Source organism: Stenotrophomonas sp. 3(2025) (genome assembly GCF_052665395.1).
The window spans coordinates 39,898-55,339 of sequence record NZ_JBQOIF010000006.1 but is presented as its reverse complement, the minus strand read 5'-3'; the positions used below and the strand labels follow the sequence as shown (position 1 = coordinate 55,339).

At 66.9% G+C, this 15,442-nt stretch carries 16 protein-coding genes; 10 read left to right on the top strand and 6 right to left on the bottom strand.

The window, feature by feature from the left end:
• Positions 1-84: 84 nt before the first annotated feature.
• Both ACUXVE_RS06620 and ACUXVE_RS06615 read left to right on the top strand, forming a co-directional pair.
• Positions 85-576 (top strand): hypothetical protein, encoded by a 492-nt coding sequence (locus ACUXVE_RS06620; protein ID WP_445514056.1) that lies wholly within the window; start codon positions 85-87, stop codon positions 574-576.
• The gene (locus ACUXVE_RS06615) at positions 576-1,052 is read left to right on the top strand and encodes a hypothetical protein (protein ID WP_445514055.1); all 477 of its coding nucleotides are present in this window, start codon (positions 576-578) and stop codon (positions 1,050-1,052) included. The genes ACUXVE_RS06620 and ACUXVE_RS06615 overlap by 1 nt, the downstream gene beginning before the upstream one ends.
• Positions 1,053-1,205: 153 nt before the next feature.
• Here ACUXVE_RS06615 and ACUXVE_RS06610 read toward each other — a convergent pair whose 3' ends face one another.
• Positions 1,206-1,463 (bottom strand): DUF2789 domain-containing protein, encoded by a 258-nt coding sequence (locus ACUXVE_RS06610; RefSeq protein ID WP_093817945.1) that lies wholly within the window; start codon positions 1,461-1,463, stop codon positions 1,206-1,208.
• 187 nt (positions 1,464-1,650) lie between these two features.
• Complete coding sequence (locus ACUXVE_RS06605; protein WP_222388420.1) at positions 1,651-3,678, bottom strand: sodium-translocating pyrophosphatase; 2,028 nt, start codon at positions 3,676-3,678, stop codon at positions 1,651-1,653.
• Between the two features lie 306 nt (positions 3,679-3,984).
• Between ACUXVE_RS06605 and ACUXVE_RS06600 the strand changes: the two genes are divergently transcribed.
• Complete coding sequence (locus tag ACUXVE_RS06600) at positions 3,985-4,488, top strand: hypothetical protein (RefSeq protein ID WP_222388421.1); 504 nt, start codon at positions 3,985-3,987, stop codon at positions 4,486-4,488.
• A gap of 79 nt (positions 4,489-4,567) precedes the next feature.
• Here the strand turns inward: ACUXVE_RS06600 and ACUXVE_RS06595 are convergent, their stop codons facing one another.
• Both ACUXVE_RS06595 and ACUXVE_RS06590 read right to left on the bottom strand, forming a co-directional pair.
• Positions 4,568-4,957: a DUF488 domain-containing protein gene (locus tag ACUXVE_RS06595; RefSeq protein ID WP_093817942.1), complete on the bottom strand. Its 390-nt coding sequence runs from the start codon at positions 4,955-4,957 to the stop codon at positions 4,568-4,570.
• A gap of 32 nt (positions 4,958-4,989) precedes the next feature.
• Positions 4,990-6,246, bottom strand: a complete 1,257-nt coding sequence (locus ACUXVE_RS06590) for a 6-phosphofructokinase (protein ID WP_445514054.1) — start codon at positions 6,244-6,246, stop codon at positions 4,990-4,992.
• A 136-nt stretch (positions 6,247-6,382) separates the two neighbouring features.
• On the opposite strand from ACUXVE_RS06590, the gene ACUXVE_RS06585 reads away from it, so the two are divergent.
• The 3 genes from ACUXVE_RS06585 (at position 6,383) to ACUXVE_RS06575 (ending at position 9,214) form a co-directional block, all read left to right on the top strand.
• Positions 6,383-6,946 carry an adenylate kinase gene (locus tag ACUXVE_RS06585; RefSeq protein ID WP_025874177.1) on the top strand — a complete coding sequence of 188 codons (564 nt, stop codon included), beginning with the start codon at positions 6,383-6,385 and terminating at the stop codon, positions 6,944-6,946.
• A gap of 328 nt (positions 6,947-7,274) precedes the next feature.
• Positions 7,275-8,639 (top strand): UDP-N-acetylmuramate:L-alanyl-gamma-D-glutamyl-meso-diaminopimelate ligase, encoded by a 1,365-nt coding sequence (gene mpl, locus ACUXVE_RS06580; RefSeq protein ID WP_445514053.1) that lies wholly within the window; start codon positions 7,275-7,277, stop codon positions 8,637-8,639.
• Positions 8,636-9,214 carry an LON peptidase substrate-binding domain-containing protein gene (locus ACUXVE_RS06575; protein WP_445514052.1) on the top strand — a complete coding sequence of 193 codons (579 nt, stop codon included), beginning with the start codon at positions 8,636-8,638 and terminating at the stop codon, positions 9,212-9,214. Before mpl ends, ACUXVE_RS06575 begins: the two co-directional genes overlap by 4 nt.
• A 143-nt stretch (positions 9,215-9,357) precedes the next feature.
• On the opposite strand, the gene ACUXVE_RS06570 is transcribed toward ACUXVE_RS06575, so the two are convergent.
• A complete protein-coding gene (locus ACUXVE_RS06570; protein WP_093817938.1) occupies positions 9,358-11,355 on the bottom strand; it encodes a bifunctional DedA family/phosphatase PAP2 family protein in 1,998 nt (665 codons plus the stop codon).
• An 85-nt stretch (positions 11,356-11,440) separates the two neighbouring features.
• Between ACUXVE_RS06570 and ACUXVE_RS06565 the strand changes: the two genes are divergently transcribed.
• Together ACUXVE_RS06565 and ACUXVE_RS06560 are read left to right on the top strand one after the other, a co-directional pair.
• Positions 11,441-12,103 carry a serine/threonine-protein kinase gene (locus ACUXVE_RS06565; protein ID WP_445514051.1) on the top strand — a complete coding sequence of 221 codons (663 nt, stop codon included), beginning with the start codon at positions 11,441-11,443 and terminating at the stop codon, positions 12,101-12,103.
• The gene (locus tag ACUXVE_RS06560) at positions 12,100-12,588 is read left to right on the top strand and encodes a DUF2867 domain-containing protein (protein ID WP_140225562.1); all 489 of its coding nucleotides are present in this window, start codon (positions 12,100-12,102) and stop codon (positions 12,586-12,588) included. Before ACUXVE_RS06565 ends, ACUXVE_RS06560 begins: the two co-directional genes overlap by 4 nt.
• Positions 12,589-12,635: 47 nt before the next feature.
• On the opposite strand, the gene ACUXVE_RS06555 is transcribed toward ACUXVE_RS06560, so the two are convergent.
• A complete protein-coding gene (locus tag ACUXVE_RS06555; RefSeq protein ID WP_445514050.1) occupies positions 12,636-13,319 on the bottom strand; it encodes a hypothetical protein in 684 nt (227 codons plus the stop codon).
• Positions 13,320-13,426: 107 nt separating this feature from the next.
• On the opposite strand from ACUXVE_RS06555, the gene ACUXVE_RS06550 reads away from it, so the two are divergent.
• Positions 13,427-14,245, top strand: coding sequence for an SDR family oxidoreductase (locus ACUXVE_RS06550; protein ID WP_093817934.1), 819 nt, complete (start codon positions 13,427-13,429; stop codon positions 14,243-14,245).
• Between the two features lie 92 nt (positions 14,246-14,337).
• Positions 14,338-15,330: a YiiG family protein gene (locus tag ACUXVE_RS06545; protein WP_222388426.1), complete on the top strand. Its 993-nt coding sequence runs from the start codon at positions 14,338-14,340 to the stop codon at positions 15,328-15,330.
• Positions 15,331-15,442 lie beyond the last annotated feature (112 nt).

The following is a 15,442-nucleotide window of genomic DNA, read 5'->3' as shown; positions in this document are numbered from 1 at the left end:
GGCGGAGGTGCCAGGGCGGGGTTTCCCGATGGGGCCGGCCGGGCGGCCGGGGCAGGGTGGAACCCTGAACCGAGGAGACCTGCCATGAACTGGAACCGTTGGCGCTGCGGCGTCCTGCTGTTGCTCGCCCCGCTGGCCGCGCTCGCGCGCGGGACGCATGTCGACCTGATCCACTACCCGACCCAGGAGGCCGGGTGGGACAGGGCCTACGCGCTTGAGGGAGCGCTTGCACAGGCATTCGACCGTGTGTGCGCCGATACTTTCTGCGAGGGCGATTACAGCAACTACCGGGTGATGGAGTTCCGCTGTGCAGTGCTGGCCCACCGGGGCACGGTGCAGCGGTGTGTGTGGGTGCTGGCGGCCAGCGAACTGGTGGTGCAGGGTGACACCGGCCAGGTGCAGGTGGACAACGGTCGCTGGACCTGCCCGGTGGAGATGCGGCCCGGGGTGCCGGTTGAAACCTTCTTTGCCGCGCTGGAGGCGCCGGATGGGCTGATGGCAGCGCTGCCCGGGCTCGATCATGGGCTGTTCGACGGGCTTGCCGACTGCCTGCGGGCGCAGGGGAGGGACGCCTGATGCGCACTTTCCCGGGACGATGGCTGCTCTGCGGTCTGATGGTGGCTGGCGCTGCGCAGGCCGCGCCGACGTTCGTGGACGCCCGTGACTATCCCGACCCAGCGACTGGCCGGGAGCGGTTCCTGGCCGCCGAACGGATGCTGGTGCGCGGGTTCGATGATGTCTGTGGCGACACGTTCTGCGAGGGGCAGTACTACAACCTCTGGGCCATGCGCCTGCGCTGTTCGGTGGAGCGAGCGACAGGTGTGGTCGGAAGCTGCATCTGGACCTTCGCCGGCAGCGATACCTGGGTGCGGAAGGAAGGACGGATCGATGTCGACCTTGGCAGCTATGCATGCGTGCTGCCGCTGGCATCTGGAACCCGGTTGGAGCAGCTCCTGCAGGTCTGGCAGGTGGGTTCCGGGCATGAGGCGATCCACGCGCCCTTGCCCGGTACGACCACGAGCGTCTATGACGGGCTGACAGACTGTCTTTGATAGCTGGATAGGCCGGCGCTGGGCGTGATGCTGGCACTGCGTCGCGCCACGCGTCTGGCCTCTGCTCGGCGGTATCGAGTGAACGTATTCGACCGTGGGCGCAGCCGGGTCGGTGCGGACGCTGGGTCCGCACCGATGCCAGGGACCGGGCGCTTATTGTCCGGTCGCGGCCTTCACCGCTGCTTCGTGCAGCGCTTCGTTCAGTTCGTCGACCACGGTGGTCCAGGCCGCGTCTGCCTGCAGCGACTCGGCCAGGAACTGGCGCTGGGCATTGTTCCAGTATGCCGCGTCGGCCACTTCCACTCCGGCCGCCAGCTGGTGGTCGGCGATGAACCGGGCAATGCCCTCGGCACTGGCATCCAGGCCCAGCTGCAGAAAAAGGTTGGTCATGCGCGGTTCGGTGGTGATCATCGGTGGGGGCTGGTAATGGAAAGGAACCGCATTATCAACGCAAGCAGGGGCGGGGGAACTCCCGCATGATTCGTCTGGGCAGTGCCTGCCCTGGCACAGCCTGCGTCCGTCGATGCGCGCAGGCATCGACCGAGGTGAGGAAAGGTGCGGCCGACGACCATCATCATGGCCGTCAGCCGCACACCTGCTACAGCAACGGCACCAGCAGCAGCGCCACGATGTTGATGATCTTGATCAGCGGGTTGATCGCCGGGCCGGCGGTATCCTTGTACGGATCACCCACGGTGTCGCCGGTTACCGCTGCCTTGTGCGCCTCGCTGCCCTTGCCGCCGAAGTGGCCATCCTCGATGTACTTCTTGGCGTTGTCCCAGGCACCGCCGCCGGTGGTCATCGAAATGGCCACGAACAGCCCGGTGACGATCGTGCCGATCAGCAGCCCGCCCAGCGCGCGTGGCCCCAGCAGCAGGCCGACCACCACCGGCACGGCCACCGGCAGCAGCGACGGCACGATCATTTCGCGGATCGCCGAGCGGGTCAGCATGTCCACCGCCTTGTCGTACTGCGGCTTGGCCGTGCCCTGCATGATGCCGGGGATCTCGCGGAACTGCCGCCGCACTTCCTCCACCACAGCACCAGCTGCGCGACCGACGGCTTCCATCGCCATCGCACCGAACAGGTATGGAATCAGGCCGCCGATCAGCAGGCCGATGATCACCGTGTGGTCGCTGAGGTCGAAGCGGAACTCCTGGCCGGGATTGGCCGCCTGCAGGTTGTGCGTGTAGTCGGCGAACAACACCAGCGCGGCCAGTGCTGCCGAACCGATGGCATACCCCTTGGTGACCGCCTTGGTGGTGTTGCCCACCGCATCGAGCGGATCGGTGATGTCGCGGATTTCCGAAGGCAGCTCGGCCATCTCGGCGATGCCACCGGCGTTGTCGGTGATCGGCCCGTAGGCATCGAGTGCGACGATCATGCCCGCCATGGACAGCATTGCAGTGGCGGCGATGGCGATGCCGTACAGCCCGGCCAGTGCGTGTGCGCCCCAGATCGCCGCGCAGACGGCAATCACCGGCAACGCGGTGGATTTCATCGAGATGCCGAGGCCGGCGATGATGTTGGTGCCATGGCCGGTGGTCGAGGCCTGGGCCACGTGCTGCACCGGCTTGTACTGGGTACCGGTGTAGTACTCGGTTATCCACACGATCAGCCCGGTCAGAACCAGGCCGATCAGCGCACAGCCATACAGCGCCATCGGCCCGTGCACGTTGTCACTCATCAGCCCGGTGGTGATGGGATAGAACGCGATCGCTGCCAGCACACCGGAGACGATCACGCCCTTGTACAGCGCGCCCATGATCGAGCCACCGGGCTTCACCTTCACAAACAGTGCGCCGATGATCGAAGCGATGATCGAAACACCGCCCAGCACCAGCGGATACAGCACCGCATTGGCGCCGGCCTCGGCCAGCATCAGGCTGCCCAGCAGCATGGTGGCGATCACGGTGACCGCATAGGTTTCAAACAGGTCGGCGGCCATGCCGGCGCAGTCGCCCACGTTGTCGCCGACGTTGTCGGCGATCACTGCCGGGTTGCGCGGGTCGTCCTCGGGAATGCCCGCTTCGACCTTGCCGACCAGATCGGCGCCGACATCGGCACCCTTGGTGAAGATGCCGCCGCCCAGGCGCGCGAAAATCGAGATCAGCGATGAACCGAAGGCCAGGCCGACCAGTGCATGCAGTGCCTGTTCCATCGGCAGGCCCAGCCGCAGCAGCAGCGTGTAGTAGCCGGCCACGCCGAGCAGGCCCAGGCCGACCACCAGCATGCCGGTGATCGCACCGCCGCGGAACGCCACATCCATTGCTGCACTGATGCCATGGCGCGCGGCCTCTGCGGTGCGTACGTTGGCGCGCACCGATACGTTCATGCCGATGTAGCCCGCTGCACCGGACAGCACCGCACCGACGGCGAAGCCGATCGCGGTATACCAGCTCAGGAAGACGCCGACCAGGACGAACAGCACCACGCCGGCGATGCCGATGGTCAGGTACTGGCGGTTGAGGTAGGCGCGCGCGCCCTCCTGGATGGCTGCGGCGATGGCGACCATGCGTTCATTGCCGGTGGGTTGGCGCAGGATCCAGCGCGCCGAGACGATTCCGTACAGGATCGCGAGAATGGCGCAGCCCAGCGCCAATGACAGCCCGTGACGTTCCAGCATTAGACCCCTCCGCAGAATGGATGGACAAGCATCCAGTGGCGATGAACGGCACCACGAGGGGGACGACGGGCTGCAGCCTGGAACCAACCCGTACCGACCTTGGTGGTCGTCCGACGTATGGCGGTGTTCAGCATTCCCTGGTGTCCGCAGTATGCGTGCACCCGCGCCCGGATGGTAGCGCCGGGCCGCGCCCGGCGAGCGCAGCGGTTGCTGCAACGACGCGATATCCGTCGTCCCCATCGCCACCTTTGCACCCCGTTAAGCCAGCCTCTGCAAGCCTGCGCGCAGTCCCGTCGGAGAATCCCCATGCGCCTGTCCCTGTTGATGCTTGCCGTTCTCGCCCCGGCCATGCCCGCCTTCGCGGCGGAAGCACCGGAACTGCAACGAGCGGTGGGTGCACCACAAGCGGTCGGCGCGGTGCACACGTTGCGGCAGATTCCCGAAGCCTGTGCCCGCCTGGAAGGCGCGTTCACCGGCCAGGCCGCAGAGCCCTACCGTTTCTCGGCGGTGCGCAGCAGCGAGCAGTGCCAGCCGCGTGCCCGCTTTGTCGACTACAGCAAGGCGCAACCCAGCGCCGACAAGGGCTGGAAACTCAATGATGTGATCCGTGTGCCGAATGCCGCCTGCCCCGCGCAGCAGGCGGTGGTGCGCGTGTGGCGTCTGCCGGTGAACAACGCCCAGGCGCTGGATGGGCAGGGACAGTCACGCATCTATCTGGAAGAAGCCAAGAAGCAGGCCGCCGCCGGCAAGATCCCGCAGGTGACGATGTTCGCCGCGCAGCTGCAGATGGAAGGCAAGGCCTGCAATTGAGGCCGAGCATCCACGCATGGCGTGGATCTACTGGGTGGCAGACCTGGGTAGTGCCGGCCGCTGGCCGGCAACCGATGGATTACTCCGCCAGTTTCGCCCCGCGCGCCACCAGCAGATCGCGCAGCGCCGACCGATGGCAATGCGCCTCGTCCTCGCAATAGCAGCCCACCGCGATATCGCTGTGCTGCGACAGCGCCGCGAGCAGGTCCAGCGCATGCGCTGCATCGGGCGCCTTCATTTCGGCGTTGTAGTGACGGAAGAACGCCGTCCAGTCGGCGGCGCTCTTCGCCTCATGCGCCTGTTTCACCAGCTCCGCACTGGGAGACAGCGTAGGAAACCAGACGTCGTACCAGTCCTGCCGGGCAAATTCGCTGCGCGGCACACCGCGCGGCGGACGCCGCACGGTGCCGATGCGCAAGCCTTCACCGCGCGCGCGCGCTGAGCCAAGTCGAACAACACGCAACGCCATGGCATTCCTCGCAAAAAGGGGGACGGAGGGGGTCAGCCTTCGAACGCTGGCAGCTTCTGCTTCACCGCCACGTTCTTCAGCGTCACGTACTTGGGCAGGCCATCGCTACCGTAGGGCAGCGGTGCTTCGCCCTTGATCAACGGCTGCAGGTAGGCGCGCGCCTTGGCCGTGATGCCGAATCCATCGCGACGGATGAAGCTGGCCGGCATCTTCTTCTCGTGGTTGGCGATCTTCGACAGTGGTGCGGCTTCGATCTTCCAGCGATACGGCGCATCGCTGCTGCGCACGATCACCGGCATCACCCCGTTCTGGCCCTTCAGCGCCAGCTGCACCGCAGCCTTGCCTACCGCCTGGGCCTGTTCCCAGTCGGTTCTGCTGGCCAGGTGGCGGGCTGAGCGCTGCAGGTAGTCGGGCAGGGCCCAATGCACCTTCAGCCCCAACTGGTCCTTGACCCGCCCGGCCAGGTGCGCGGCCACGCCGCCCAGCTGCGAATGGCCGAAGGAGTCCTTGCCGCCGCCGGCGTCGGCGACGAAGCGGCCATCGGCGGTGGCGATGCCTTCCGACGCCACCACCACGCAGTAGCCCACGCGGTCGACCACGGCCTTGACCTTGGCCAGGAACGTGGCCTCGTCATAGGCGCGTTCGGGCAGCAGGATGATGTGCGGGGCGTCGTGCTCGCCGGTGCCGGCCAGGCCGGCGGCCGCGGCCAGCCAGCCGGCGTGGCGGCCCATCGCCTCGTAGATGAAGACGCGGGTGGAGGTCTCGGCCATCGCCGCCACGTCCAACGCCGCTTCGCGCACCGACACGGCCGTGTACTTGGCCGCCGAGCCGAAGCCGGGGCAGGTGTCGGTCACCGCCAGGTCGTTGTCGATGGTCTTGGGCACGCCGATGCAGGTCAGGTCGTAGCCGGAGCTTTTTGCCAGCTGCGACACCTTCAGTGCGGTATCGGCCGAGTCGTTGCCACCGTTGTAGAGGAACCAGCGCACGTCATGGGCGCGCAGTACCTCCAGCAGGCGGTCGTAACGGGCCCGGTCGGCCTCCAGCGACTTCAGCTTGACCCGGCACGAGCCGAACGCGCCGCCGGGGGTGTGGGCCAGGGCGCGGATGGCCGCAGCACTCTCCTTGCTGGTGTCGATCAGCTCCTCGCGCAGGGCGCCGAGGATGCCGTTGCGCGCAGCCAGGACCTTGATTCCCTTGGCGCGGGCCTGTTCGATCACCGCCGCGGCAGTGGCGTTGATGACGGCGGTGACGCCGCCGGACTGGGCGTAAAGGAGGGTGCCGTTGCGCATGCTTCTACCTGCTTGGGGGAGGGGACATTGCAGGGACATTACCCGGATGCGCTAAAGTGGCGCTATTGCGGTGCAGCGATACCGGACCGTCCGGGGCGCGAACCTTCTTTATTTTCAACACGTTGGAGTCAGGTCAATGCGATTGGTTCTGTTGGGACCGCCCGGTTCGGGCAAGGGGACACAGGCGACGCGCCTGAAGGAAAAGCTCGAGATCGCCCACATCTCCACCGGCGACATGCTGCGCGCTGAAATTGCCGCCGGCTCGGAGCTGGGCAAGCAGGCCAAGTCGGTGATGGATGCCGGCAACCTGGTGTCCGATGAGATCCTGCTGGGCATGCTGAAGTCGCGCCTGGCCCAGGCCGACGTCGCCAAGGGCTTCATTCTTGACGGCTATCCGCGCAACGTGGCCCAGGCCAACGCACTGGACGGCATGCTGGCCGAAATCGGCCAGCCGCTGGACGCCGTGGTGCAGCTGGACGTGGCCACCGAGCTGCTGGTCGAGCGCATCGCCGGCCGTGCGCAGGAGCAGGGCCGCGCCGACGACAATCCGGAATCGGTGCGCAAGCGCCTGCAGGTCTACACCGAGCAGACTGCTCCGGTGGTCGACTTCTACGCCGGCCGGGGCACCCTGGCACGCGTCGATGGCGTCGGCGAACTGGACGAGATCGAAGCCCGCATCCTGGCGGCGATCAAGCGCTGACCCGCTTGGCCGGTTGGTGCCGGCCCGCGCTGGCGCAAAAAAAACAGGCCTGATCCGCGAGGACCAGGCCTGTTTCGTTTCATAGGTGCCAGCAAAGGGCTTGCTCAGGGCCCCCGCAGCATGAGCTCCCTTGGGGATGGCCTCTTGGGGAGTAGGACCGGTTCGGGTACTGCAGCTGGCATCCTGAATTGTGTCCGGGTTCACAGAACATCGCTATCAGGAATTCCCTGACATGTGGCTGGAGTTTTCTCACAGCAGCTGTAGGGGTTCTCTTACCCCGGTGCTGACAATGGCCCTATACAGCCGTGATCGGTCACAATCCCCGGTCATGAGCAGCGTACATATCCTTGCAATCGCCGGCACCTTCATGGGTGGCGTGGCCGCCTTGGCGCGGGAACTGGGCCATACGGTCAGTGGCAGCGACCAGGCCATCTATCCGCCGATGTCGACCCAGCTCGAGCAGCTGGGCATCACCCTGGACCAGGGCTACCGCGCCGACAGCGTGCCGGAGGGCACCGGGCAGGTGGTGATCGGCAACGCGCTGTCGCGCGGCAATCCCGCCGTCGAAGCGGTCCTGGACGCCGGCCAGCGCTACATTTCCGGCGCCCAGTGGCTGTCCGAGCAGGTCCTGCCGGGCCGTGACACCCTGGCCGTGGCCGGTACCCATGGAAAGACCACTACCACCACGATCCTGACCTGGCTGCTGGAGAATGCCGGTCGCTCCCCCGGTTTCCTGATCGGTGGCGTGGCCGAGGACTTCGGCGTGTCCGCCCGCTTGGGCCAGGGCCGCGAGTTTGTTGTCGAAGCCGACGAGTACGACACCGCGTTCTTCGACAAGCGCAGCAAGTTCGTGCACTACCGACCGCTGGTGGCGATCCTCAACAACCTCGAATACGACCATGCCGACATCTTCCCGGATGTGGCGGCGATCCAGCGCCAGTTCCACCACCTGGTACGTACCGTGCCGGCGCGTGGTCGCCTGATCGTCAACGGCGAAGATGCGCACCTGGCCGAAGTGCTGGCGATGGGCTGCTGGACCCCGGTCGAACGCTTCGGCTTCGACCCCGCGCTGGAATGGCATGCCGAGCTGCTGGCTGCCGATGGCAGCGCGTTCCGCGTCCGTCATCGTGGGCAGGCGCTGGGTGATGTGCACTGGTCGCTGCTGGGCCGGCACAACGTACTCAATGGCCTGGCTGCACTGGCCGCTGCGCACGCAGTCGGTGTCGCGCCGGCCGAGGTGATCCCGGCGCTGGCGCGCTTCCGCAGCGTCAAGCGGCGCATGGAAGTGATCGGCAACCACGATGGCATCACCGTCTACGACGACTTCGCCCATCACCCGACCGCGATTGCGACCACCCTCGAAGGCCTGCGTGCCAGGGTCGGTGATGCCCGCATCGTGGTGGCGATGGAGCCGCGCAGCAATTCGATGCGGTTGGGCGCTCACGCACAAGCACTGGCACCGTCCTTGGCACTCGCCGATGAGGTGGTGTTCCTGCACCGCCCGGAGCTGGCCTGGGATGCGGCAGCGGTGATCGCGGCGGTGCGCGGACAGGCGCATGCCGTGGCCGACACCGATGCGCTGTTGGCGCAGCTGCAGGCCGACGTGCGCAGCGGCGACCATGTGGTGTTCATGTCCAACGGCGGCTTCGACGGCGCGCCGCGCCGCTTCCTTGCAGGGCTGCAGGCACGATGAGCAGTGAGGGTTCGCTGCCGCTGTTCCCGCTGCATACGACGCTGCTGCCGGGCGCGGCCATCGGCCTGCGTGTCTTCGAGCCACGCTACCTGGATCTGGTGCGCGAAACCGGCCGCAGCGGTGAAGGTTTCGGAGTCTGCCTTATCCTGGACGGAAACGAAGTGGGCGCGCCGGCAACGCCGGCCGCCTTCGGCGTGCAGGTGAAGATCGAGGATTTCGATGTCGGCGCCGATGGCGTACTGCAGCTGCGATTGCGTGGCACCCGTCGCTTCCACGTCGAGCGCACGCGCGTGCGCGACAACGGGCTGGTGGTTGCCGATGTGCGTTGGTGCGATGAGGATCCCGATGACGAACTGCGTCCGCAGCATGCGTTGCTGGCCACGGTACTGGACCACATCATCGAGCAGGCGGGCACGGCGTTCGCACCGGCCACGCCGGCCTTGATGGACCAGGCCAGCTGGGTCAGCTGGCGGTTGGCCGAGCTTCTGCCGCTGAGCGAACAGCAGCGCCTGCAACTGCTGCAGCTGGACGACCCGCACCAGCGCCTGCAGCAGCTGCTGGGCTGGATGCCGTAAAAGCCAGGCCGCGGTGCTCGCCGGGCATGGCCCGGCGTCGTCGGTGGCTGCCAACCTTGGTTGGCAGCCTTTCCCGAAAGCGCCAACCAAGGGGGCGACCACCAGAGCGGGACGGCAGCGCCGGGCCATGCCCGGCGGCTTCGCTACGGCGTGGCGGTCTTCAACCGCAGTACCGGCAGCCCGGTCTCCGGCTGCATATCCTCGCGCTGCGGCAGCGACTGCACCGCCTCCTTGACCGCGTTCAGCGCCGGGTCGATGCCACGCACCGGGTGCCACATGCCGATCCACTGGAAGTGGCGCTCGTAGCGCAGGGTCTGTGCGCTGCCCAGCCACAACGGGGTGTCTCCCGGCTGCAGCTGCGCCGGCGCCTGCCACAGGCGCAGCACGTAACGCTCGTCGGCCCGCGCGCCCTGGCGCACCATCAGCAGTGCTTCAACGCGCGTATCCAGTGTTGCCGGCAGTACCGGCAGTTCGTCGGCGCCGGTGTTCTTGTCCAGCATCAGCAGCGCCTGCTGCCAGCCCGCCTGTTCCTGCCGCTTCCAGCCGCGTGCTTCCAGCTGTGCCTGCAGTGGCGCCAGCGGCCCGGCCACCTGCACGTCCAGCGGCCAGCGCTGGTCGTCGTCGAACTCGTTGCGGCGCGCCGGCAGCGTCACCCAGTCATGCTGCCACCAGGCCCGCAGGCCCATGGCCTGTGGTGCCGGCAGGGTCGGTTCGAAGCGTTCCAGCTTCACCGGGATGTTGCGTGGCGCGTACCACATCGCCGCCACCGCGAAGACACCGTAGAACAGCCACGCCACCGGCTTCACCCAGAACGAGCGGTTGAAGCGGCGGCGGTAGGCGATGCCCAGCACCAGCAGCCAGAACGTGCCGAACAGCATGCCGCCGATCACATCGCTCAGCCAATGCGCGCCCAGGTACAGCCGCGAGAAGCCGATCAGGCTGACCACGATGCCCGACACCAGGTAGGGCCAGACGCGGGTGCGGCCGGGCATCTCACGGGCAATCAGCACCGCGAAGAAGCCGAAGGTGATGGTGGCCATGGTCACCGACACCGAGGGGAAGCCGAAGCCGCTGCTGGCATCGACCGGGCGCACCACATCGACGGTGGTACCGAGCAGTTTGGTCAGGGCCAGGCCGAAGGCCAATGCGGCCAGCCAATGGGCGGCCGCCATCCAGCGCCGGCGCCAGACCAGGTAGCCCATCGCGGCAGCGGTTGCGGGCAGCAGCACCTGCCATGCGCCGAGCGAGGCCAACGCGGCCATCGGGTAGTCGGCCAGCGGATTGCGCAGGGCCAGCATCGCCTGGTGCACCAGCAGGTCCACCGCCAACGGCTCGCCATGGGCGACCACCACCGTCAGCAGCGCGAACCAGCCCCAGCCCAGCAACAGCAGCATCAGCGCCAGCATCGCCAGCGGCACCGATTCGCGGCGCTTGGGGTCGAGCACGCCCACCGTGTAGCGGCCCAGCGTCGGGTGTCGGTTGGACCAGTCGAGCAGGCGTGCCAGCCAGCTGTCCATGCGCGCGGCCGACCAGCGATAGCCGTACAGCACGATGGCCCAGACCAGGCTGAGGATCACGGCCAGCAAGCCCACCACCACCACCAGCCGGCCGGCTACAGCAGCGACGGCATCATAGGCTTCGCCGAGAATCCAGCCCGGTGCCAGGAACAGCACGGCCCAGGAAATACTGGCGATGCCACTGGCCTGCACGTAACGGCTGGCGGGCATTTTCATCATGCCGGCGATGGCGGGCACGAATGGCCGGATGGCACCGACATAGCGGGCGATCAGGATGCTCTTGAATGCATTGCGGCGGAACAGGTTCTCGCCGCGATCAAGCAGCTGCGGGTAGCGGCTGAATGGCCAGACGCCACGCAGGCGGTCGCCCCAGCGCCGGCCTATCCAGTAGCTGATGCCATCACCGGCGAACGCACCCAGTGCCGCAGCGGCAACCGCATACGGCCCGGATATCTGGCCCAGGCCGATGAACACGCCAACGGCGAACAGCAACGGCAGCGCCGGCACGATGGCGCCAAGAATGATGACCGCATCGCAGAAGGCGATCAGAAAGATGACCGCACCCGCCAACACGGGATGAGCGGCAATCCACGCGAGGGTGGCGTCGATCCATGAAGAGTCCATTGCCCGATTATAGGGGCGTGAAGGTGACTGGTTCCCAGCCGCTTGGTGACCGTTTGCAGCCGGCGCCATCGCCTAGAATGTCGCCATGCCTGTATCCAACGACGCGCCAACGCATGCACTGAAGGCCGACAGTTTCGGCCGGATCCTCCTCATGCAGGGGCCTGAAGGCCCCTTCGTGCGCCGTGATCTGGGGGCCACGCCGCTGTGGTTGCGGTTGCCTGCGTGGTGGTTGGCGCGACGCGAAGCGCGCGCATTGCGCCATATCCACGGCATGGCCGACGTGCCGCAACTGCTGGACTGGGACGGTCGCCACCTCGACCGCAGTTTCATGGCCGGCGATGCGATGTACCAGCGCCCGCCGCGCGGTGACGTGGCCTGGTTCCGCGCCGCACGCCACCTGCTGCAGCAGCTGCATCGGCGCGGTGTGGCCCACAACGACCTGGCCAAGGAAGCCAACTGGCTGGTGACCGGGGACGGTCGACCGGCCCTGATCGACTTCCAGCTGGCAGTGATCGGCGACCCGCGCTCGCGCTGGATGCGCCTGCTGGCGCGCGAGGACCTGCGCCACCTGCTCAAGCACAAGCGCATGTACTGCCGGGAGTCGCTGACGCCGGTGGAGAAGCGTGTGCTCAAGCGCACCTCGTGGGTGCGCGATCTCTGGTTCGCCACCGGCAAGCCGGTCTACCGCTTCGTCACCCGCCGCATCCTGCATTGGGAAGACAACGAAGGGCAGGGCCCCAAGCCGTGAGCGCCCAGCTGAGCGAAGGCAGCGTGCTGCGTTCGCAACTGCCGGGTGCCGATTTCGTCCATGCCTGCCAGGCGGCAGCGCCACGCAACGGCCGTTCGGCGCTGCAGGCCTACCGCGATATGGCGGCGACGGTGCCCGGCTGGTTCGATGGACTGATGGCGCTGCGCAACAGCGGCATGCGGCTGCTGGGCATGAAGGATCTCGGCTCGCTGCGCGCGGTGCAGCAGACCGCCGATCCGCAGCCCGGGCAACGCCTCGGCATCTTCACCCTGCAGGCGCTGGACGAGGATGCCATCGTGCTGGAAGACAACGACCGCCATCTACGCGTGCAACTGGCATTGCAATGGCAGGGCGATACGCTGGAAGTGGCGACGGTGGTGCACACCCACAACGCGTTCGGCCGCCTGTACATGCTGCCGGTGGCGCCGGTGCATCGATGGATCGCCCCGCACCTGCTGAGCAGGCAGGTGCGCGGATATCAGTAGATCCACGCCATGCGTGGATGTGCGTTGCCGCAGGGCGCGACAAACCCCTACGGTGTCACCGGCACCACCTGCTGGCCGATGAAGTTGCGCTTGCCATCGAAGTCATAGCCGATCTGCAGCTGGCCCACGTCCGGGCACGCATGGCAGTCGCGCAGCGGCGTGCGGTACAGCAAGCGGATGCCGCCGCCGTCCAGCGGTGCGGTGCCCGCAGCCTGCGCCGGCGCGAACGGCGTAGCCTGCGGATGCGCCTTGAGCACCTCCTGCACGCCGGGATCGGCGCGCAGCGTATCGTCCAGCTGCACCGCATCCACGTCGATACGCTTGCCTGCGGCATCGACCAGGCGCGTGCCTTCATTGGTATTGGCGCGGAACGGATATTCGACGGTGGCCACGCCCAGGCCGTCGTGTTCATGCCAGGCAGTCACGTAGGCCAGTTCGCCACCGGTGGACAGCTGCTCGGCCGCAGTGACCGCATCGGCACTGGCCCCACCGGATCGCATCGCATCGCGCAGGCAATCGCGGGTGGCGGCGCTATCACCCTGGCGGCAGGCGTTGAGGTCACCATCCCAGACAACGGCCTCGCTCCAGCGCAGCTTGCCATCACCGGTGGCCTTGTCGACGCTGGCGGCGTCATCCTTGGCCGGCGCGCTGCCGGGTTCGGGCGAGCGGCCCTGGCAGGCGGTGAGCAGGGCCAGGCCCAGGGCAGGCAACAACAGGCGGGAACGGCGCATGGCATGGACCTCGTGCAGTGACCGGGGCGCCAGTATCGTCAACGTGCGGTGAACTCTGCGTCGGCGCGGCATACTAGCGGCTCATTGCATACGCTGGAGTGTGGAACGTGGGCAGTCTGCAGGGCAAAACCCTTTTCATCACCGGTGCCTCGCGCGGCATCGGCCTGGCCATCGCGTTGCGCGCCGCGCGCGACGGCGCCAACGTCGCCATTGCTGCCAAGTCGTCGGTGCCCAATCCCAAGCTGCCCGGTACCATCCACAGTGCCGCCGAGGCCGTGACCGCAGCCGGTGGCCAGGGCCTGGCGCTGAAGTGCGACATCCGCGAGGAAGACCAGGTGCAGGCGGCGGTTGCCGCCACCGTGGATACCTTCGGCGGCATCGACATCCTGGTCAACAACGCCAGCGCCATCTGGTTGCGTGGCACCCTGGATACGCCGATGAAGCGCTTCGACCTGATGCAGCAGGTCAATTCGCGCGGCAGCTTCCTGTGCGCGCAGGCCTGCCTGCCGTACCTGCTGCAGGCGCCGAACCCGCATATCCTGACCCTCGCACCGCCGCCAAGCCTCGATCCCAAGTGGTGGGGCGCGCATACCGGCTACACGCTGGCGAAGATGGGCATGAGCTTTGTCACCCTCGGCCTGGCCGCCGAGTTCGGTCCGCAGGGCGTGGCGGTCAATGCGCTGTGGCCGCGCACGGTCATTGCGACCGATGCGATCAACATGATTCCCGGCGTGGACGTCGGTGGCTGCCGCACGCCGCAGATCATGGCCGACGCTGCACACGCGGTGCTGGTGCGCGAGGCGGCCGGTTTCCACGGCCGTTTCCTGATCGATGACGAGGTACTGGCCGAAGCTGGCGTGACCGATCTTTCCGGGTATGCGGTGGATGCGTCGCGTCCGTTGCTGCCGGATCTGTTCCTGGATTGAGCCAGCCGGTAGGGAAAGGCCGATGGCTGCCGCCTTCGGCCGGCTGCGCTAAAATGCACGGCTGTAATCGTTTTCAACAGGGATGTGAGCCCATGTCACGTACTCTTTCCATCGCGGCGCTGGCCGCTTCGCTGTCGCTTCTTCTGGCTGCCTGTGGTGGCAAGGCGCCCGCAACCGTCGGCGACACGGGTTCCGCCGGCAAGCCGGAGGCCAGCACGGCGCCGGCCGACGCCCAACAGCAGTTGACCGCAAAGCTCAATGCCTACATCGGCTGCTTCAACGCGCTTGATTCGAAAACGCACGGCAGCATCCAGTCCTACACGCGCTGGATCAAGGACGTGGATGCCGGCCCGAGCGGGCGCGAGACGAACGTGTACGGACCGTTCGAGATCGGCGATTACGATATGAAGCAATGCGAGGGCCCCGTGACCGAGGCGATCGCTGCCAAGCCGGCGCTTGCCGATCTCGATGTCGCTGCGGGCCACTACCAGCAGGCGCTGAAGGCGCTGGTGCCGATCAGCAAGGAAGCCCACGACTACTACGAGCGTCAGGACTACGAAGACGACGGGTTTGCCAAGGGCAAGCAGCTGCACGCGCCGTTGATGACCGCCTTCAAGGATTTCGTCGTTGCCAGTGAAACATTCAACACCGAACTCGAGCGCCAGAACGACGCTGCCCAGCGCGAACAGCTCAAGGCGCTGGAGCAGGCTGAAGGACGCACCCGCGAGTACTACCGACTGGCGATGATGCTGGAAGCGAAAGCGATCATGGAGATGATGGGCGAAGACGACTTCGACGTGGCCCGGGCACGGGAGCGGCTGGACGCCTTCAACCGCATTTCCGACGAAGCGCATGCCAAGGTGGCCGATCAGGAGCCGGGCAAGCTGGACTGGAACAGCTTCGAACGCGAGGCCGAGAACTTCCGCCGCGAAGGCAAGGAGCGTCTGCAGCGGGTCAGCGCGAACACGCCCTACACCGACTTCGAACGACGCATGCTTGATTCGCCCTCGATGGCGCCGAGCGGCTCGGCCGGGCGACTGCTGCACATCTACAACGCACTGGTGTTCCAGAGCAACCGCCAGTAATCCGGGGCGCTGCACTGACTTCTGTCGCATTCGAGCAGGCTGATTGCGACGTGAAGGATGGGGTGCCCCGTCGTCTCGATGGCATCGGCGTCCGCGTATGCGGGCTGTTCCA